Source organism: Sorangium sp. So ce375, assembly GCF_051473855.1.
Lineage (GTDB): Bacteria > Myxococcota_A > Polyangia > Polyangiales > Polyangiaceae > Sorangium.
In genome coordinates this window covers 11,209,975-11,230,578 of record NZ_CP150335.1, presented here as the reverse complement: position 1 = coordinate 11,230,578, position 20,604 = coordinate 11,209,975, and the positions used below count along the sequence as shown (strand labels likewise).

Below are 20,604 nucleotides of genomic sequence, written 5' to 3'. Positions count from 1 at the left end.
ACGCCGAGGCTGCGCCGCAGCGGCGACGGCGATGAGCAGGCGTCGAGCCCTCGTACGCGGGGCACCAACTGGGCGCGCAGAGCGGCGCTGGGGCTGCATAGGAGCCACGCGATCGTGCGATAGAACACAAAAATGGGTGCGCAGGAGGGTTGCCGGGGCCGCGTAGGAGCCACGCGAACGTAAGATAGAACACAAAAATGGGTGCGCAGGAGGGTCGCGGGGGCTGCGCAGGAGGGCGCCGAGGCTGCGCAGGAGGGTCGCGGGGGCCGCGCAGCAGGGCCGCCGAGGCTGCGCAGCAGGGCGCCGAGGGCGCGCAGGAGGGTCGCCGGGATCGCGCAGGAGGGTCGCGGGGCCTGCGCAGGAGGGCGCCGAGGCTGCGCAGGAGGGTCGCGGGGCCTGCGCAGGAGGGCGCCGAGGCTGCGCAGGAGGGTCGCGGGGCCTGCGCAGGAGGGTCGCTGGGCCTGAATGACCGGGAGCCCTGGTAACACTTTAGACCGGGAGCCTAGGTGACACTTTCTGGGCTCCCGGGATCGCGGTCCGCGAGGCTCGGAGCCGCGGTCCGGGTGGCTGCCGTCACTTACCGGGGGGTGAGTAGACGCAGACCAATACGATTGGTTACGCGAACGGGGTTCTTCGTCGTCACGTACCAGCAGCCTATTAACGCAATCCGAGTCTCAAGACAAAGACAAAAGCCGTCATCGTCTCTCTTTGCGCGCGGTCGCGCCAGTTGACGGTGCCGAGGCGAGTGCCGCCAAAGGCTAGAAGCGAAGCTCATTCGAGGGGGGGCCGGGGGGGAGACTGGCAACTTGTGAGTTTGCTGTTGGTTCGTTGTGAAGGCGCTCAGCGCTGCTTCTCGAAGCGGAGCTCCTTGTTCTTGAGCGTGACCTTTGCAAGCAGAACCGGCCCGTAGTAGAGGTTCCAGCCATCTTCCTCGACCGGATCGAGCCCCACCGGTTCGTAAGCGAGCAGCCGGGACACTCTCGTCTTCGAGGTCTGCCCGGCGAAGCTCAAGCGGCCCATATCGTCCAGTTTCCGCACCTTCATCGTGTCGGCATACTCGGGCGACTTGGGTCTCTCGGGCAGGCATCGACGAGATGGCGTGTACCGAGACGACGGCGTCTTCATCTCGAGTGCCTCATGCGGACGCTCCGTGTTGTACACCCGTCGGAACTGATCGAACGCGCGCTGCTGTGCGAGCATGGACGCGGCCGGCGGGCTTGCCACTTCGTCCTTTAGCGTGCGATGCATCCGCTCGTGCCGACCGTTCTGCTCCGGATGGCCGGGCTCGATTCGCTCCGGCGTAATGCCGAGCTGAATCCACCAGACGGACAACGCGGAGAGCCCACCGATGCCCGGGCTTGCGAACGGAGGCCCATTGTCCGAGCGGATTCGCGCCGGGAGGCCAAACTCTCGAAACGCTCGCTCGAAGTGAGGCCTTACAGCGATGTCATCTGCCTTGACGAGACCCTCGCACTTGAGTAGAAAACGGGTCGTGTGATCCGTGATGGTCAGCGGGTAGCAGCGCGTCTTGTCGCTGACCACGAAGTGCCCCTTAAAGTCCACGCACCACGTTTCATTCGGATACGCTGTCGGCGCGATCGGCAGCGGGTGCATGGGCGGATGAACCCGACGGCGGCGCGGCGGAATCAACCCGTGCTTCTTGAGTGCGTCGCCGATCGTGCTGGCGGCTGGCAGCTCCTTGACGCCTAGCGACTCCAGTCGCGCACGCAACTTCTTCGGCCCCCACTTCGGGTGCTCCTTGCGAAGCTCGATCAGCTTGTCGAGCACTTCCGCCGGCGTCCGATGCGGGCATGAGTGTGCCACCGGCCGATGCTCTGCGAGCCCGGCAGCGCCACGCGCTTCATAGCGCGCGACCCACTTGTAGCCTGTTTTCCGGCTGATCCCGAAGCGCTCGCAAAGCGCCGTGAACGTCTCGTCGGACTCGTTGACCAAACTGACGAAATGAACGCGCTGATCCATGGGACAGATCGCTTTCCAGGGCACCGACACCTCCGGTCGGTTTCCTACAAAAACCGAGAGCCTGTTACCTAGGCTCCCGGTCTGATCTGTCACCCAGGGTCCCGGTCAACTTTGTAACCCAGGCCCCCGGTCTGTACCCCCAGGGCGACCCGACCGACGTGGGTCAACACAGCCGCCCCGGCCTAGGAGTGCGCACATGCTAACGCGGCGGTGATAGCCTGGCGCGATGCGGCGTGCGTTGCGTCGGAGCTCCTGGTTGCTGTTCGGCCTGCTGGTGCTGCTCCTCGCCTGCTCCGGCTCTGCACCACCGCAGCTGGAGGAGCCGCCTGCGGCCGGGACGACGCAGCGCCCATCGCCGCCCCCGGATCCATGCCAGACCGCCGCGGAGCTGCGGAAGCTCGTGCCCGCGATGCTCGGCAAGGGCCGGCTGGATCGGACGGTGCGTGTCATCGCGAAGGCCAACCGGCTGTGCCTTGCGACGGCAGCGGAGACGTGGGCGGCGGAGGTCGAGACGCTGGCGGAGCTGGGGCGTTATGCCGAGACGCGGCGGGTGGCGCAAGAGATCGAGGCGGCGGGGTCGGCGCCGGAGGACGCCAGGAAGGCGGCGACGGCGGCAATGGAGAAGAGCGCGCGGCTGGACAGGAGCTTTGCTGAGACGGATGAGGCCAAGGCGGAGATGCGCCGGCTGTACGGGGAGGCCGACCGACTGTACGCGAAGGGCGATGAGGCGTCGCTGCGGGGGGCGATGGAGAAGTTCGTGGCCGCGTGGGAGGCGTGGCGACCCAACGGGCAGGCGCTGGTTGCGGCGGGGGAGTGTGCGAGGAGGGTCGGGGACGAAGCCTTGGCGCAGCGGCTGTTCGATCGGGCGATGGTGGATCTGGAGAAGGCGACGGGGGAGGCGCTTTCGCTGGAGGTGCCCAATGGATTTTCAGGAACCATTGAATCGGTTGCCTGGTCGCCGAACGGGAAGCGTCTGGCGGTCGCTCACAGGGATGAGATTTCGATCGTCGATACCACAACCTGGAGGGAGCGAACTCGCCTGTGGGGGCAGACCGAGCTGGTGAGAGCGGTGGCGTTTTCGCCGGACGGAAAGCAACTCGCCTCGGGGTCCTTGGGCGGGAGCGTGCGGGTGTGGGATGCGAGCACGGGCGCGCTGCTCAAGACCCTCGAGGGGCACACCGATGCGGTGACAGCGTTGGCGTTTTCGTCGGACGGAAAGCAACTCGCCTCGGGGTCCTTGGACGAGAGCGCGCGGGTGTGGGATATGAGCACGGGCGCGCTGCTCAAGACGTTGAACGGGCACACCAGTTACGTGACAGCGGTGTCGTTTTCGCCGGATGGCAAGCGACTCGTCTCGGGGTCCAGGGATAAGACCGTGCGAGCGTGGGATGCGAGCACGGGCGCGCTGCTCAAGACGTTGAACGGGCACACCGATGGGGTGACAGCGGTGGCGTTTGCGCCGGACGGCAACCGGGTCGCCTCGGGGTCCTTGGACAGGAGCGTGCGGGTATGGGATGCGAGCACGGGCACGCTGCTCGAGACCCTGGAAGGGCACACCTGGGGGGTGACAGCGGTGGCGTTCTCGGCGGAGGGCAAGCGGCTCGCCTCGGGGTCCTGGGACAGCAGCGTGCGGGTGTGGGATGCGAGCACGGGCGCGCTGCTCAAGACGTTGAAGGGGCACACCAATCGGGTGAACACGGTGGCGTTTTCGTCGGACGGCAAGCGGCTCGCTTCGGGGTCTTGGGACAAGAGCGTGCGGGTGTGGGATGCGAGCACGGGCGGGCTGCTCGAGACCCTGGAAGGGCACACCGACGGGGTGACAGCGGTGTCGTTTTCGGCGGAGGGCAAACGGTTCGCCTCGAGGTCCTGGGACAAGAGCGTGCGGGTATGGGAGGCGAGCACGGGCGCGCTGCTCAAGACGCTGAAGGGGCACACCGAGGGGGTGAACACGGTGGCGTTTTCGTCGGACGGCAAGCGGCTCGCCTCGGGGTCGGACGACAAGAGCGTGCGGGTGTGGGATGCGAACACGGGCGCGCTGCTCAAGACCCTGAAAGGGCACACCGGTGAGGTGAACGCGGTGTCGTTTTCGCCGGACGGCAAGCAACTCGCTTCGGGGTCTGGGGACTCGCACGTGCGGGTGTGGGATGCGAGCACGGGCGCGCTGCTAGCGATGCTGTGGGTGCACACCGATGCGGTGACAGCGTTGGCGTTTGCGCCGGACAGCAAGCGGCTCGCCTCGGGGTCTGGGGATAAGACCGTGCAGGTGTCGGATGCGAGCACGGGCGCGCTGCTCAAGACGCTGAGGGGGCACACAAATCGGGTGACAGCATTGACGTTTTCGCCGGACGGCAAGCGGCTGGCCTCGGGGTCCTCGGATGCGAGCGTGCGGGTGTGGGAAGCGAGCACGGGTGCGCTGCTCGAGACCCTGAAAGGGCACACCGATGTCGTGAGAGCGGTGGCGTTCTCGCCGGACGGCAAGCGGCTGGCCTCGGGGTCCTCGGATGCGAGCGTGCGGGTGTGGGAAGCGAGCACGGGTGCGCTGCTCGAGACCCTGAAAGGGCACACCGATGTCGTGAGAGCGGTGGCGTTCTCGCCGGATAGCAACATGCTGGTGTCCGCTGGCGAAGACGGCTCGACGACGCTCTTTCGCGTCTCTGATGGCAGCCAACTTGCTACGCTTCGCGCCATCCAGGAACAGGACGCCGGTTATGCCTTTACCAGCGAGCACATCGACTTCACGGGGGCCAATCGGTGTGCCGCCCGCATCTATCCCATCTGCCGCTTCGGTCCGCTGAGCTTCCCCATCGACGTGTGCGAGGAGCGCGTCTACGTGAAGGACCTGGTCGCGAAGGTCCAGGCCGGTGACACCTCCTATACGGAGCCGGAGCATGTGGTCGATCCGAGCCCGTGCGCAGCCGAGGCCGCTGCATCGGAGTGAGCCACGCAGCCATGCGCCACGTGACAATCCGGCTCACGCGAAGTGCGGGCGCTTGTCGCGGGCTGTCGATGCTTCTCGGCAACCGCGTGAGTGTGGACAGGCCGACCCCCCGCAGCACCTCCGGCACGACCTCGCCGACGCGCGGCGCTGCGTCGCTGCCATCCGAAGTGGGGCCAACGTTGGCCCGTAGGATGGCAACGTTGGCTCGCGGCGGGGTAAACGTTGCCCCCAAGGTGACCCGACCGAGGTAGGTCAACACGGCCGCCCCGACCCAGGGGTGCGCACACGCTGACGCGGTGGTGATAGTCTGGCGCGATGCGGCGTACGTTGCGTCTGAGCTTCTGGTTGCTATTCGGCCTGCTGGTGCTGCTCCTCGCCTGCTCCGGCTCTGCACCACCGCCGACGGAGAAGCTGCCTGTGGCCAGGCCGGCGCAGCGCCCGTCGCCGCCCTCAGATCCATGCCAGACCTCCGGGGAGCTGCGCAAGCTGGTGCCAGCGTTGCTCGGCAAGGGCAGGCTGGATCGGACTGCGCGTGTCATCGCGAAGGCCAACCGGCTGTGCTCTGCGACGGCTGCGGCGACGTGGGTAGCGGAGGTCGAGACGCTGGCGGAGCTAGGGCGTTACGCCGAGGCGCGGCGAGTGGCACAGGAGATCGAGGCGGCGGAGTCGGCGCCGGAGGACGCCAGGAAGGCGGCGACGGCGGCGATAGAGAAGAGCGCGCGGCTGGACAGGCGCTTTGCCGAGACGGACGAGGCCAAAGCGGAGATGCGCCGGCTGTATGGGGAGGCCGACAGGCTGTACGCGAAGGGAGATGAGGCCTCGTTGCGGGGGGCGATGGACAAGTACGTCGCTGCATGGGAAGCGTGGCGGCCGAATGGCCAGGCGCTGGTTGGGGCGGGGGAGTGTGCGCGGAGGGTTGGGGATAAAGCCTTAGCGCAACGGCTGTTCGATCGGGCGATGGTGGACCTGGAGAAGGCGACGGGGAAGGGACTTTCGCTGGAGATGCCCAATGGATTTTCAGGACCCGTTGAATCGGTTGCCTGGTCGCCGAACGGGAAGCGCCTGGCCGTGGCCGACAGGGATGAGATTTCGATCGTTGATACCACAACATGGAGGGAGCGAACTCGCCTGTGGGGGCACACCGCTTACGTGACAGCGGTGGCGTTTTCGCCCGACGGCAAGCGGCTCGCCTCGGGGTCCGAGGATGGGGCCGTGGGTGTGTGGGAAGCGAGCACGGGCGCGCTGGTTGCCGCCCTGAATGGGCACACCGGCGGGGTGACAGCGGTGGCGTTTTCGCCGGACGGCAGGCGGCTCGCCTCGGGGTCCAGGGACAAGAACGTGCACCTGTGGGAGGTGAGCACGGGCGCGCTGCTCACGACCCTAGAGGGGCACACCGGTAGAGTGACAGCGGTGGCGTTTTCGCCGAATGGCAGGCGGCTCGCCTCGGGGTCCTCGGACGAGAGCGTGCGGCTATGGGAGGCGACCACGGGCGCGCTGCTCGAGACCCTGGATCTGGATTGGCACACCGGTAGGGTGACAGCGGTGGCGTTTTCGCCGGACGGTAAGCGGCTCGCTTCGGGGTCCAGGGACAAGAACGTGCACCTATGGGAGGTGAGCACGGGCGCGCTGCTCAAGACCCTGGCGGGGCACACCGATGAGGTGACAGCAGTGGCGTTTTCGCCGGACGGCAAGCGGCTCGCTTCGGGGTCCAGGGACAAGAACGTGCACCTATGGGAGGTGAGCACGGGCGCGCTGCTCAAGACCCTGGCGGGGCACACCGATGAGGTGACAGCGGTGGCGTTTTCGCCGGACGGCAAGCGGCTCGTTTCGGGGTCCAGGGACAAGAGGGTGCGGCTGTGGTATGCGAGCACGGGCGCGCTGCTCGAGACCCTGGAAGGGCACACCGATGAGGTGACAGCGGTGGCGTTTTCGCCGGACGGCAAGCGACTCGCCTTGGGGTCCAAGGACAAGCGGGTGCGGCTGTGGTATGCGAGCACGGGCGCGCTGCTCAAGACCCTGGAAGGGCACACCGATGAGGTGACAGCGGTAGCGTTTTCGCCGGACGGCAAGCGGCTCGCCTCGGGGTCCTCAGGGTCCGATGACTCGCACGTGCGGCTGTGGGAGGTGAGCACGGGCGCGCTGCTCAAGACCCTGGAGGGGCACATGTGGGTGACAGCGGTGGCGTTTTCGCCGGATGGCAAGCGGCTCGCCGCGGGCGCCGGCGACGTGCAGTTGTGGAAGGTGAGCACGGGCGCGCCGCTCAAGACCCTGTGGGGGCACGACCTGGGGGTGACAGCGGTGGCGTTTTCGCCGGACGGCAAGCGGCTCGCCTCAGGGTCCAGGGACAAGAGGGTGCGGCTCTGGGATGCGAGCACGGGCGCGCTGCTCAAGACCCTGTGGCTGCACACCGATGCGGTGACAGCGGTAGCGTTTTCGCCGGACGGCACGCGGCTCGCCTCGGGGTCCAGGGACAAGAACGTGCACCTGTGGGAGGTGAGCACGGGCGCGCTGCTCAAGACCCTACCGGGGTACACCGATGAGGTGACAGCGGTGGCGTTTTCGCCGGATGGCAAGCGGCTCGCCTCGGGGTCCAGGGACAAGAGGGTGCGGCTCTGGGAGGCGAGCACGGGCGCGCTGCTCAAGACGCTGGAGGGGCACACCGGTGGGGTGACTGCATTGGCGTTCTCGCCGGATGGCAACGTGCTCGTTTCCGCTGGCGAAGACGGTTCGACGATGCTCTTTCGCACAGCCGATGGCATCCGACTTGCCACGCTCCGCGCCATCAAGGAGCAGGACGCCGGTTACATTTTCACCAACGAGTACGTCGACTTCATGGGATCTAATCGTTGTGCCGCCCGCATCTATCCGATCTGCCGCTTCGGTCCCCTGAGCTTCCCGATCGACGCGTGCGAGGAGCGCGTCTACGTCAAAGACCTGCTCGCGAAGGTCCAGGCCGGTGACACTTCCTATACCGAACCGGAGTACGTGATCGAGCCGATCCCGTGCGCGGCCGATTCCATCGCATCGGAGCAGTGATGCTGGCGGCAACCGTGCGCCACCTGCAGGCTCACGGCGGGTCCCCAGCAACGGAATTTACCGTCGATGTCACCGTCGAAGGCTGATCGAGCCGGGAACTCGGGGCAACGCGCTCGTTCCGCTTGTTGCGGATGCTCTCCTGGATGGCCTCGAACTCCGCCTTTGTCTTTGCGTCTTTCAGTTTCACCTCGAGCTCATCGAGGTCCTTCTTGAACTGATCCCGCGCCATCGCTGCGTTACGCTCCGCCTCCAGCGCCTTGGCCTCGCTGTCCTTGGCCCTGGCCTCGCTGACCTTGGCCTTGGCCTCGCTCTCCACGGCCCTGCTCTCGTTCTCCTTGGCCAGCGCGGCCAGCGCGTTCGCCAGTGCCTCCTTGGCCTTGATGTCCTGCGTGTACTGCCACCCCACCGCCAGCGCGAGCGCCACGACGACCAGCCCCACGGCCCCCGTCACCATCTTGCCCCGCCGCTCGACCACGCGCCCCCGCCGCACGAACGCCAGCGCCCGCTCCGACAGCGCGACCCGCCCCGAGCGCGCGAGGTCCTCCGCCGCGATCAGCCGCCGCGTCTTCCGGAGCAGCGAATCGTCCCGCTCCGCCGCGTGCCGCTCCGCCTCCCGCTCCAGCTCCTCCGCCAGCGAGCGATCTCCCCGCGCCTCGTCCAGCCATCGCCGCAACGTGCCCCATTGCGACAGGAGCGTCTCGTGGGCCAGCGTCAGCCCCGACTCCTCGCGCACCAGGATCCTCGCCTCCTCCAGCGCGCCGACGACGTCCCGTGCCTCCGGCCCCACCTCGCGCAGCAGCGCCTCCAGCCTCCGCTCCGCGCGCGTTCCCTGGACCGTGGTCATCGCGAGCAGCACGGCGCGCACGCGCTCCGCGGGCACCCTCGCCGAGAGCGCCCGAACCGTCGCGTCCGCATGCCGCTCCAGCGCGCCACCGATCCCACCGATTGCCATCACACCCGCGCGTGTGATTTTCTTCTTCTCCCGATCGCGTAGCTTCCACAGCTCCGTCAGCGCGAACTGCACGAGCGGCATAGCCGCTCCAGCTTCCCGCAGTTGCCACGACACATCGTCGCGCAGCGCTTCATCCTCGAAGGCATATCCGTACGCACCCAGCGCCTGTTCGATGATCTCCCCCCACCCCTTATCGCCAACGGGCGCGATCTGGAGCAGCCCCCGCGGCAACACCCGTCCGAGCTCCGGCAGCGCCAGCAGCGGATCGAGCAGATCCCGCCGCGCGGCCACCAGCGCGCGCACCCCCGGCACGGGCGGCTCCGCGATCGCCGCGAGCAGGCGCGAGGCCCACGCGGCCGAGTCCCCGGCGCTCACCGTGACGAGCTCCTCGAGCTGATCCACGACGAGCAGCGTCCCGCGCGACTCCGTCTCGGCGCGCGCAGCAAGCGCCGCCGCCGCCTGCTCGGGCGAGCGCTCTGCCGCGTCGGGGACGACGTCGCTCAACGCCGCCGCGATCGCGGCGCGTGGATCCACGCCGGGCGATGCGATCCGCACATCCCACGCTTTCATCCACCCGCCGAGCCCGCCGTCCGCCGCGACAGGCCCCACACCCGCGCGCGCGAGGCTGCTCTTGCCGCTGCCCGAAGGCCCCACGACGGCCACGAGCCCCCGGCTGCGCAGCATCTCCACGGTCGCGGCGATCTCCGCGGACCGGCCGAAGAACACGTCGCGATCCTCCCGCTCGAAGCGCCCGAGACCGCGGAAAGGCCCCCACTCCTCCGCAGGTAGGCTGCGCGCCCGGCCCCCGATCTCGCCGCGCAGCCGCTCGAGCGCGATCGCGACGACCTCCGCGGATCGCGGGCGCTTGTCGCGGGTGGGGGACAGCAGCGCATCCACAAGCTTCGCGACCCCCGGCGGCACCTCCGGCGCGACCTCGCCGAGGCGCGGCGCCGCTTCGCTGCCGTCCAGCACCTCCCCGCGCAGGCCGCCCCGTTCTCCCGTCGCAATGACCGCCGGCAGCTTGCCGGTGATGCACTCGAAGAGCGTCGCCCCGAGCGCATACAGATCGCTGGCCGGCGTCGCGGGCAATCCCTCGCCCACACACGCCGGATCGATGTACCCCATCGTTCCGCTCGGGAAGAGCCCGCCGCTGCTCCCGCCGGCCTGCTCGGCGCCCTCGATCGTGGCCATCGTCAGCGTCGACATGTCCGTGCCCAGCGCCTCTGGCGGCAGATGGCCGAGCCTCACGCGCACGCCGCTCCGCTCCTTGCCGCTCCTCCTGCGCGTGCTCCCGAAGGCGATGCCGAAATCGATGAGCTTCACATGGCCGTGCGCCTCGAGGATGTTGTCGGGCTTGACGTCCCGGTGCACGAGGCCGGCCCGGTGCACGGCCGACAGCGCCGACGCCACGGCGGCGCCGATGGACAGCACCTTGGCGAGGGGGATCGCTTCGCGCCTCCGGATGCGCTTCGCGAGCGAGTCCTCCTCGACGAGCTCCATCACGAGGCCCATCACCGTCGGGTGCTCCGGATCCTCGACAAGGCGATGGAACCGCACGATGTTGGGGTGCTCCACCTGGCACAGGAGCCGCGCTTCCTCGATCACCTGCGCCCGCGGCTGGCGCGCCTCATCGGGCACGAACAGCTTGATCGCCACCCGGCGGATCTCGACCTCGATGTCGCGGTCGCGGTAGAGCTCCCGCGCGAGCGCCACGGGCGCGAACCCGCCCTTGCCCAGCTCCCTCACGATCTGGAACGGGCCGATGCGGCCTGGATTCGCCCGATCGAGCAGCTTCTCGAGCGGCTTGCGCCGGTCGCGGTCGGCGTGGCTCATGGACTGCTGGAACCCCGGAAGGCCTTTGCGCGCGTCGAGCATCGAGCACCCCCCGAACACCGCCGGTACGACGGCGAGCCTCCGACCTCCCGCCGCTTCTCGGCATCCACCCCCGGCTCCGGCATGCTGCATGTAGGATACTGGCCACGGCGCCAGAGGGGAAGGATCGCCGCGGGAGAGGGGCGGGGTATGCCGCGCTCCGCGGGACGTGGCCCGGCGCGGCAGGTAAAACCGCCGGACGGCTGCCGCCGTGCAATTCGCCGGAGCGAAGCGGCGCAGTGAGGCTGACACGGCAGTGGTAGCCTCGCGCGATGCGGCGTCCGCTGGGTGCGACCTTCTGGTCCTTTTTCTTTTGCAGCCTGCTGGTGCTGCTCCTCGCCTGCTCCGGATCTGCACCGCCGCAGCCGGTGGAGCCGTCCGCGGCCGGGACGGCGCAGCGTCCACCACCACCGATGCAGCCGGATCCATGCCAGTCAGCCGGGGAGCTGCGCAAGCTCGTGCCCACGCTGCTCGGCAAGGGCCGGCTGGATCGGACGGTGCGTGTCATCGGAAAGGCGAACCGGCTGTGCCCCGCGACGGCCGCGGCGACGTGGGCAGCGGAGGTCGAGACCCTGGTCGAGCTGGGCCGTTACGCCGAGGCGCGGCGGGTGGCGCAGGAGATCGAGGCGGCGAGGTCGGCGCCGGAGGACGCCAGGAAGGCGGCGACGGCGGCGATGGAGAAAAGCGCGCGGCTCGACAGGAGCTTTGCCGATACGGACGAGGCCAAGGCGGAGATGCGCCGGCTGTACGGGGAGGCCGACCGGCTGTACGCGAAGGGCGATGAGGCGTCGCTGCGAGGCGCGATGGAGAAGTTCGTCGCCGCGTGGGAGGCGTGGCGACCCAACGGGCAGGCGCTGGTCGCCGCGGGGGAATGCGCGAAGAGGGTAGGGGATCGGCCCATGGCGCAGCGGCTGTTCGATCGGGCGATGGTGGACCTGGAGAAGGCGACGGGGGAGGCGCTTTCGCTGGAGGTGCCCGATGGATTCTCAGGACCTGTCGCCTCGGTTGCCTGGTCGCCCGATGGGACGCGCCTGGCCGTTGCCCACGGAGGTGAGATTTCGATCGTCGATACCACGACTCGGAGGGAGCGAGCTCGCCTGCGGGCGCACACAACGCTGGTGAATGCGGTGGCGTTTTCGCCGGACGGCAAGCAGCTCGCCTCGGGGGCCAGGAGCGGGGTCGTGCAGCTGTGGGATGGGAGCACGGGAGCGCTGCTCAAGACGCTGGAGGGGCACACCGATGGGGTGACGGCGGTGGCGTTCTCGCCGGATGGCAAGCGGCTCGCCTCGGGGTCTGACGATGGGACAGTGCGGCTGTGGGAAGCGAGCACAGGAGCGCTGCTCAAGACCCTGCAGGGGCGTGGGGTGACAGCGGTGGCGTTCTCGCCGGACGGCAAGCGGCTCGCCTCGGGGTCCAGCAGCGGGGTCGTGCAGCTGTGGGAAGGGAGCAGAGGAGCGCTGCTCAAGACGCTGGAGGGGCACACCGGTGGGGTGATAGCGGTGGCGTTCTCGCCGGACGGCAAGCGGCTCGCCTCCGGGGCTACGGACAATACCGTGCGGCTGCGGGAAGCGAGCACGGGCGCGCTGCTCGCCACGTTGAGCGGGCACCCCCGCCGGCTGCTCACGGTGGCGTTTTCGCCGGACGGCAAGCGGCTCGCCTCGGGGGCCACGGACAATACCGTGCGGCTGTGGGAAGCGAGCACGGGCGCGCTGCTCAAGACGCTGGAGGGGCACACCGATGGGGTGACAGCGGTGGCGTTCTCGCCGGACGGCAAGCGGCTGGCCTCGGGGTCCGGGGACAGGAGCGTGCGGCTGTGGGAAGGGAGCACGGGAGTGCTGCTCACCACCCTGAGGGGACACACAAGCCCGGTGACGGCGATGATGCTTTCTCCGGACGGCAAGCGGCTCGTCTCGGGATCTCATGATGGGACGGTGCGGCTGTGGGAAGCGAGCACGGGCGCGCTGCTCAAGATGCTGAAGGGGCACACAGATGGAGTGACGGCGGTGACGTTGTCGCCGGATGGCAAGCGGCTCACATCGGGAGCCTTGGACAATACCGTGCGGCTGTGGGACGTGAGCACGGGCGCTCTTCTCAAGGACCTGAAGGGGCACACAAGCCTTGTGAGCACGGTGGCGCTGTCGCCGGATGGCGCGCGGCTCGCCGCGGGGTCCTGGGATGCGACCGTGCAGCTGCGGGAAGCGAGCACGGGCGCGCTGCTCAAGGCGCTGGAGGGGCACGCCGGCGGGGTGACAGCGGTGGCGTTCTCGCCGGACGGCAAGCGGCTCGCCGCGGGGTCCTGGGACAAGACAGTGCGGCTGTGGGAAGCGAGCACGGGCGCGCTGCTCAAGACGCTGGAGGGGCACGCCGACGGGGTGACAGCGGTGGCGTTCTCTCCGGACGGCAAGCGGCTCGCCTCGGGAGATTTGGACGCTACCGTGCGGCTGTGGGAAGCGAGCACGGGCGCGCTGCTCAAGACGCTGGAGGGGCACGACCGCGGGGTGACCGCACTGGCGTTCTCGCCGGACGGCAAGCGGCTCGCCTCGGGGGCTGCGGACAATACCGTGCGGCTGTGGGAAGCGAGCACGGGCGCGCTGCTCGAGATTCTGGAGGGGCACACGGGTCGGGTGACCGCACTGGCGTTCTCGCCGGATGGCAACGTGCTCGTGTCCGCTGCAGAAGACGGATCGGCGATGCTCCATCGCGTCGCCGGTGGGAGTCGACTCGCCACGCTCCGCGCCATCGAGGACAAGGACGCCGGTTATGTCTTCACTCGCGAGCACATCGACTTCACGGGGGCCGATCGGTGCGCCGCCCGCGTCTACCCGATCTGCCGCTTCGGTCCGCTGACCTTCCCCATCGACGTGTGCGAGGAGCGCGTCTACGTGAAGGACCTGCTCGCGAAGGTCCAGGCCGGAGACGCCTCCTCTGCCGAGCCGGAGTACGTCGCCGACCCGAGCCCGTGCGCGGCCGCTTCCGTCGCGTCGGAGTGACACACACGGCCGAGTGCCGCGCGACGACCTCCTCGCCGCGCGCTACGCCCGCGACGACGCCCTCGCCGCGCGCTACGCCCTGCGCCGCCGGCGGAGCAGACCCGCCAGCGCGAGCCCCGCGAGCCACCCGGCGCTCCCATCCCGGCCTCGCGGGCTGGTCGCGCACGGGCCGAGCATGCCGCTCCCGGCCGCGTAGAAATCCTCCGGCTCCACGGAGACCTCGGTCGGCGGCGCGCCCGGGGCGTCGCCGTTGCCGTCCGTCGGATCATCGCTGACCGGCGCGCCGAACGCGCCCGCCGCGGCGATCTTCGCCTGGTTCTTGATGACGTCCGGCGCGTTCTCGTCGACCGTCACCTCGAAGCGCACCGTGACGCTCCCATCGACAGGGATGCTCCCGCCTCGCGCCCCGCTCGCGCCATCCCCGAGCCGGAACGTGACGGTCCGCGTCGCGGGATCGTACTCCCCGAGGTCGTCGCCCGGCGCGTCCGTCTGGGAGCCCGCGCCCGGCCCCTCGACGATCGACAGCGAGCCAGGCACGAACGTCACCCCGGCCGGCAGCACGTCCGTCAGCACCGCTCGCACGGCCTCGTCATTGCCGGTGTTCGTCGCCGTGATGCGGTATTCGACCGTATCCCCGCGGTAGGTCGGCAGCCCGCCGAGATCGGTGGCCACCTTGCTCGACTTGCTGAAATCAGGCCCATAGTTGGAGATCGACGTCACCCACCCCGCGAGGAAATAGAGCTCGTCCCTGCTCGTGGCGACGAGCGTCGCCCGATCGTCCCCCGGCTTGAGCTTCGCGCTGACATCCACGATGTCGATGTCGACCCCCGACATGCTCTGAGGCGTGCCCGGGATCCTCGGGAGATCGCCCTCCACCGACACCGCCTTTCCGAGCATCGACCGGGTGCCGTTGAAGAAGTTGTCCGCGGGGTTCAGCTCGTCGCTCAGCGCCTCGGCCAGATCGGGCTTCCCGGGGTTCGTGGGGTTGAAGAACACGCTGTCCCCCGTGTTCGAGTTGTCGCCCTCGAACGCGACGATGCCGAGCTTCGCCACGAAGCCGGCGTCAGGCACCTTGAAGCCCGAGAGCTCGACCTGCTGCCAGCCCACGTCGGAGACCCGGTCGAGCCCGTCGAACAGCGCGAGGTTGCGCATCGGCGATTTCGGCGCCTCGTAGAACACCACCATCCACCACGCCACGAAGACCACGTCGTCGTCGCTGTTCCTCACGTCGACGACATCCACCCCGCCTACCCGGTAAGCCCCCGCGCCGCTCTCCTTCACGATCGCGGTGACGTCGGCGACGGACTGGTAGTTGTGCGACTCGTTGGGCTTCCCCTGGTTGATCACCGTCTCGACAGAGTCGATGGCGGTCACCGTGCCGTCGAAGCCGCCCTGATGGTGGAGCTCCACCTCGGGATCGGCGCCGGCGGCGTTGCGCGCGGCCCAGTACAGGTACGCGTGCGTCACCGTCGCCCCCTCGGGCAGCGCCAGCACCGCGGTCGTGCGCGCCATCTCCGGGGTGATGTCGAGGGTCGCCTCCGCCTTGCCGTCAGAAGGCGAGTCGGACCTCCAGAAGAGATCGGGCCCCGACTCGACGGTCGACTGTCCGCAGCTGCCGACCGTGCCCTCCGTGGGCCTCGGCGTCGCGGAGCGGCACTCCTGCCCGAGCGAGCTCCCGATGAGGGCGAAGTCGCCCTGCTGATCGACCTGTACACGCAGCTTGGGCTCGGCCGTCGCGCTGGCGGTCGTGAGCCCGATCAGCGTGAGGGACGCGAGCCCCGTGATGCCCAACTGCCTTCTCATCGATCCTCTCCAGTCTCAGCCTGCGGCTTGTACGCGGCCTGTTTGATGATGTTGAACTGGACTCGCCTGTTCCGCTGCCTCCCGTCCTCGGTCGCGTTGTCGTCGATGGGCTGGTCCCGGCCGTAGCCCTGCGCCGTCAGCCTCGTCGAGTCGATGCCGCGGCGGACCAGCGCCGCCATGACGGAGTTGGCGCGGTTCTGCGAAAGGACCCTGTTGTGCTCGACGGTGCCCCGGTTGTCGGTGTGACCCTGGATCTCGATGAGCTCGATCTCCGGGTGCTCCTTCAGCACCTCGGCGACCTCGTCGAGCAGCGGATCGCTCACCGCCTTGATGGTGGCCTTGTTCGTGTCGAACTGCACCTGCTGGAGGATCACGACGTGCTTCTCGGTCACCCGGACCGCCTTCGGGCAGCCGTTCTTCTCGGGGTCCGGATCCGCGAAGCCCTTCTCCCTCGGACAGGCGTCCTTGTCGTCGCGGAACGAGTCGCCGTCGGTGTCGCGCGGGCAGCCGTTCTTCTCCGGGTTCTTCGAGGGGAACCCCTTGATGTCGGGGCAGGCGTCCACGGAGTCGACCACGCCGTCGTCGTCCCGGTCCGGCGGGCAGCCGTTCTTCTTGGGGTCGTCGCTGCGCACGCCGGCGACGGCCGGGCACGCGTCCTCGGCGTCGATGATGCCGTCGGTGTCGTGGTCCGGCGGCGGCGGGCAGCCGTTCTTCCTGGGGTCGTCGCTGCGCACGCCGGCGACGGCCGGGCACGCGTCCTCGGCGTCGATGATGCCGTCGGCGTCGCGGTCCGGCGGCGGCGGGCAGCCGTGCTTCTTGGGGTCGCTGCTGCGCACGCCCGGCACGCTCGGGCACACGTCCTCGGGATCGCCGATGCCGTCCCTGTCCTGGTCCGTCGGCTGCTCCGGCGTGAACGCGGCCATCGCGACGGCGCGCACGTCCGGCGTCCCGATCCCCGACGTGATCCCCGGCCCGACGCCGATGCCCGCCTCCATGAAGGGGAGGAATCGATACCTCGCGTCGAGGAGGAGCTCCGCGTTGGTCGAGCGACTGCTGATGTCCTCGAGCACCATCGCGGCGCTGAGCTCCGGCCCCACCTGGAGCCGGCCATCCATGGCGAGGAGCCCGACGCCGCCGCCCAGCGTGAGCATCGTCCCCTGCGCCACGCCGCCGAACGACTGGGAGCGCCGGACCTCCGTGCCCAGCGCGGTCGACCAGATGAGCCGCTCCGCGCGGCCGCCGGCCGCGACGTACGGCATCGCCCGGACGCTGCCGTCGCTCACGAACGAGTCGTCCGCGCCGGTCGGCAGCCAGACGTACGCGCCGACCGCGAGCTGGAACGGGTCGTGGTATGCGCCATGGAGCTGCATGCGCGCGCCGAGCCGCACGTCGCCGAGCGCCGCGCCGCTCGGCGACGGGAACTGCTGGCCGCCGCCGTTCGGGCTATCCCCCGACTGCAGCGCGGTGAGCGGCGCGTCGAGGTCGAAGGTCACCTTGTTCCAGAGCGGGAGCGACGCGCCCAGGTGGAACGTGAGCTGATCGCTGACGACCGCGCCCATCTCCGCACCGTCGCGCTCGCGCCGCAGGACGAGCGGGTTGCTCGCGTAATCGGCGAGCAGCATTACATGCGGCGTCAGGTGCCCTGCCGCGAACGGAGACGGCACGCTGAACATGCGGTCCCCAGCGGGCGCCGGGACGAAGCGGCTCAAGGCCATGCCCCCGGGCCTGGCCGGCGCGTCCTGCGCGGCCGCGGGCGCGGGGAGGACGAGGAGGGCAGCGGCGGCGAGCGCGGCCGGCGCGGCGGCCAGCGAACGGAAAGACCAAGGTCTCATGAGGTGACACCCTGCATCGGCGGGTTTCGCATGACGATATAAGACGCTGTCGCGGATGAGTATACAGGTCGGCAAGTGCGGAGTCTTGAGCAACGAGCGGCGCCGGCGGCATGTTCGTAGGACTTGCGCGCACCTCACCGGACCATTCGCCGATCGTATCCCGGGTCATCCCCAGCGCCCGTCCCCGATCATCTGAACGAACGAGAGGCTATCGCGCGCGGGCGCCGCACTCTTCATCGCAGCGGCGTCGCCGCGAGCTCGCCGCGCCGCCGCGTCGGGCCAATTGACCTCGTCGAAGCGCGGATATCGCGCGCTGCGCCCCGCGCGACTCGAAGAGAGGCACCGTCCGCCCGGCGCGCCCCGTCGTGGCGCCTGTCCGCCGCACGCCGAGCGCTCTCCACGCGCGCCGCGCACCGCGCGCCGCACGCCGAGCGCTCTCCACGCGCGCCGCACGCCGAGCTCGCGGCCCGCTCGGCGCTCGAACCGCCGCGGCCTTTCAAGGGCGAGCTTCGAACGGCCCAGGGTCCGATCCGGACGGAGACCCTGGCGGACGGCGCCGGGGTGCACTTGGGCGCCTGCGCTCCGGACGCCGAGCGGCTATGGTTGGCGGGACATCGCGATGGGCACCCTTCTCAAGCGTGCGCTCGACCAGGCGGCGGTCTGGCACCGAGCACAGAAGCGCAAGTATCCGAACGCCGACGTCCCCTACATCAGCCACCTCGCCGGCGTGGCGGTCCTGCTCGCGCGCCACGGCTTCGACGATGAGGTGGTCGCGGCCGGAGCGCTGCACGACGCCATGGAGGACCAGGGCGTCACCTTCGACGAGCTGAGCCAGCGCTTCGGCGAGCGCGTCGCCTCGCTCGTCCGCCACGTGACCGAGCAGGACAGGTCGCTGCCCTGGGAAGACCGCAAGCGGCTCTATCTCGCGGCGTTCCCGAAGAAGCCCTGGGAAGCGCAGGCGATCACGCTGGCTGACAAGATCGACAACTTCCAGTCGATCATCGTCTGCGCGCGCGAGCACGGCGATCCGTGGTCGATGTTCAAGCGCGGCAGGGACGTGCAGATCGCCCGGTTCGAAGAGCTGCGCGCGATGGGCCGCGCGCTGCCGCCGCACCCGCTGCTCGACGAGTTCGAGGCCGTGCTCGACGAGCTGCTGTCGACGGGCTGAGCGCCGGCTCCCAGGGGATCCCGGAGCCCGAGGCCTCGGAGACGGGGTGTGTCTCGAACGGGAACGAGGTGGAGGCGGCGCGCTCGAGGCGCCGGAGAGCGAGAGGCCGTCTCGGGGATGGGCGGCCGGGCGAGAGCGCGTGAAGGACCAGGGCTCCCGTGAGCCATCTGCCCCGCTCCGTACCGGATCGGCTTCACTCGCGCCCTCCGCTCCCTCCATGTGAGCACGACGAGCACCCCCGAGGCCCGTCCCGGGCGAGCGACAACCACGCTGCTCCCAGGCGGCCCGGCGTTCCGGAGCGGCCTTCGCGTGCGCGTCGACGGCCGCTCACCGGCACATGCGATGCACCGGCGTGACGCGAGCTCCTCCAAGGAGGCACCGATGAAGCTCCTGTCTGCCCGCCACCATGGATACGTCGATTACGCGGTCGTCGTCGTGCTCGCGCTCGCGCCGCTCGCGCTCCGCTTCGAGCCGGCGCCCACGGCGGTCTGCTACGTCGCCGCCGTGGCGCACCTCGTCGTGACGCTGCTGTCCGATCAGCCGCTCGGCGCTGCCAGGAAGATCCCGTTTTCGGTGCACGGCGCGCTGGAGACCTCCCTCGCCGCCGTTCTCCTCGCGTCGCCCTGGCTGTTCGGGTTCTCCGCCGAGATCGCGTCGCGGACCTTCTTCGTGGTCATCGGGCTCGCGCTCGTGCTCGCTGCCCTCGGGACGAACTACTCGGCCGGCGCCGCCTCCCGGCAGGAGCGCTACGACCGCTACGATCGCTGAGCCGCGCGGGCGGCGCTCAGCAGGCGGCCACCGCCGCCTGCGCCTCGCGCATCACCTCGGGCCAGGCCGGATCCGCGCGCGACACCTCCAGGGCGATCGCCAGCGGATCTTCGCCGGCCTCGATCGCGAGGCGCGCGGCGGCAGAGCCGGTGAGCAGATCGAAGGCCGGGATCGTGTCGACGTACTCGTACCGATCGGTGCGGAAGCGGAACTGCTCGGGCTGCTGCCTGCAGGCGAACGCGATGAGCGCGACGTACGTCGCGACCGGGCGGAAGGCGCACGGATCGGTGACGTGGATCTGGACGCCGCCGCAGATCTTGCCCGCGTGTTTCTGGAAGGTGGGCCGGAAGGTGAGCGGCCGCGCGACGAAGCCGGGGAGCGCGGTGGACGCGAGGCGCGCGGCGAGATCGCGGCCGTCGAGCCAGGGCGCGCCGACGAGCTCGAACGGGCGCGTCGTGCCGCGGCCCTCCGACAGGTTCGTCCCCTCCAGCAGGCAGCCGCCCGGGTAAACGAGCGCGGTGTCCGCGGTCGGCATGTTGGGCGACGGGAAGACGAACGGGCGATCCCACCCGGACGCGAGCACCTCCCGGCGATGACCCTCGACCGCCACGACCTGAAGCCCACAGGCGACGTCGCCGAGCGGGATGCCCTCGCGCCGCGCGAAGAGCGCGACAAGCTCGCCCACCGTGAGCGAGTGGCGGATCGGCACCGGCTCGAGGCCCACGAACGACAGGAACCCCGGCGCCTGCGTCGCGCCCTCGACGGTCTCCGCCGCGCCCCCGAGGGGGTTCGGCCGGTCGAGCAGCACGACGTGCACGCCCGCCGCGTGCGCCGCCCGCAGCGCGAGGAGCGCCGTCCAGACGAACGTGTAGTACCGCGCTCCGACGTCGGCGAGATCGATGAGGAGCACGTCGATCTTCGCGAGATCCTCCGCGGAGGGCGAGAGATCCTCGAAGCGATCGCCGTACAGGCTGACGATGGGCGCGCGCGAGCGCGCGTCGACGCTGCTCATCACCGTCGCCATGTCCTGCGCCTCGCCGCCGTAGCCGTGCTCCGGGCCGAAGAAGAGGCGCGGGCGCACGCCGAGGCGCTCGAGGACGAAGGCGATGTGGGTGAGCTCGCGATCGACGCTCGCCGGGTGCGCAAGGACCCCCAGGCGAGTCGACCGGAGGCGCTGGAGCTGCGGAAGATCCGGGAGGCGGTCCAGTCCGACGTGCACGTCGCTGTGCTACCAAGGCGAGCGCTGGCCGTCCATGTGTCCGCGG

The 20,604-nt window shown here is 69.7% G+C and carries 10 protein-coding genes; 5 read left to right on the top strand and 5 right to left on the bottom strand.

The window, feature by feature from the left end; translation table 11 throughout:
- Positions 1-840: 840 nt before the first annotated feature.
- Positions 841-2,004, bottom strand: a complete 1,164-nt coding sequence (locus WME90_RS42035; protein ID WP_437283583.1) for an IS481 family transposase — start codon at positions 2,002-2,004, stop codon at positions 841-843.
- Positions 2,005-2,389: 385 nt separating this feature from the next.
- On the opposite strand from WME90_RS42035, the gene WME90_RS42030 reads away from it, so the two are divergent.
- Both WME90_RS42030 and WME90_RS42025 read left to right on the top strand, forming a co-directional pair.
- Positions 2,390-4,918 carry a hypothetical protein gene (locus tag WME90_RS42030; RefSeq protein WP_437283731.1) on the top strand — a complete coding sequence of 843 codons (2,529 nt, stop codon included), beginning with the start codon at positions 2,390-2,392 and terminating at the stop codon, positions 4,916-4,918.
- A 327-nt stretch (positions 4,919-5,245) separates the two neighbouring features.
- Positions 5,246-7,954 (top strand): hypothetical protein, encoded by a 2,709-nt coding sequence (locus tag WME90_RS42025; protein WP_437277721.1) that lies wholly within the window; start codon positions 5,246-5,248, stop codon positions 7,952-7,954.
- A 31-nt stretch (positions 7,955-7,985) separates the two neighbouring features.
- Here the strand turns inward: WME90_RS42025 and WME90_RS42020 are convergent, their stop codons facing one another.
- Positions 7,986-10,739, bottom strand: a complete 2,754-nt coding sequence (locus WME90_RS42020; RefSeq protein WP_437277720.1) for an nSTAND1 domain-containing NTPase — start codon at positions 10,737-10,739, stop codon at positions 7,986-7,988.
- A gap of 311 nt (positions 10,740-11,050) precedes the next feature.
- On the opposite strand from WME90_RS42020, the gene WME90_RS42015 reads away from it, so the two are divergent.
- A complete protein-coding gene (locus tag WME90_RS42015) occupies positions 11,051-13,768 on the top strand; it encodes a WD40 repeat domain-containing protein (protein ID WP_437277719.1) in 2,718 nt (905 codons plus the stop codon).
- A 72-nt stretch (positions 13,769-13,840) separates the two neighbouring features.
- Here WME90_RS42015 and WME90_RS42010 read toward each other — a convergent pair whose 3' ends face one another.
- Both WME90_RS42010 and WME90_RS42005 read right to left on the bottom strand, forming a co-directional pair.
- A complete protein-coding gene (locus WME90_RS42010) occupies positions 13,841-15,571 on the bottom strand; it encodes an isopeptide-forming domain-containing fimbrial protein (RefSeq protein WP_437277718.1) in 1,731 nt (576 codons plus the stop codon).
- Complete coding sequence (locus WME90_RS42005; RefSeq protein WP_437277717.1) at positions 15,568-17,403, bottom strand: OmpA family protein; 1,836 nt, start codon at positions 17,401-17,403, stop codon at positions 15,568-15,570. Before WME90_RS42005 ends, WME90_RS42010 begins: the two co-directional genes overlap by 4 nt.
- Before the next feature lie 619 nt (positions 17,404-18,022).
- Between WME90_RS42005 and WME90_RS42000 the strand changes: the two genes are divergently transcribed.
- On the top strand, positions 18,023-18,571 hold the full coding sequence (locus WME90_RS42000; protein ID WP_437277716.1) for an HD domain-containing protein: 549 nt from the start codon (positions 18,023-18,025) through the stop codon (positions 18,569-18,571).
- A gap of 381 nt (positions 18,572-18,952) precedes the next feature.
- Positions 18,953-19,339, top strand: coding sequence for an SPW repeat domain-containing protein (locus WME90_RS41995; protein WP_437277715.1), 387 nt, complete (start codon positions 18,953-18,955; stop codon positions 19,337-19,339).
- A 16-nt stretch (positions 19,340-19,355) separates the two neighbouring features.
- Here the strand turns inward: WME90_RS41995 and WME90_RS41990 are convergent, their stop codons facing one another.
- A complete protein-coding gene (locus WME90_RS41990; protein WP_437277714.1) occupies positions 19,356-20,558 on the bottom strand; it encodes an exo-beta-N-acetylmuramidase NamZ family protein in 1,203 nt (400 codons plus the stop codon).
- Positions 20,559-20,604 lie beyond the last annotated feature (46 nt).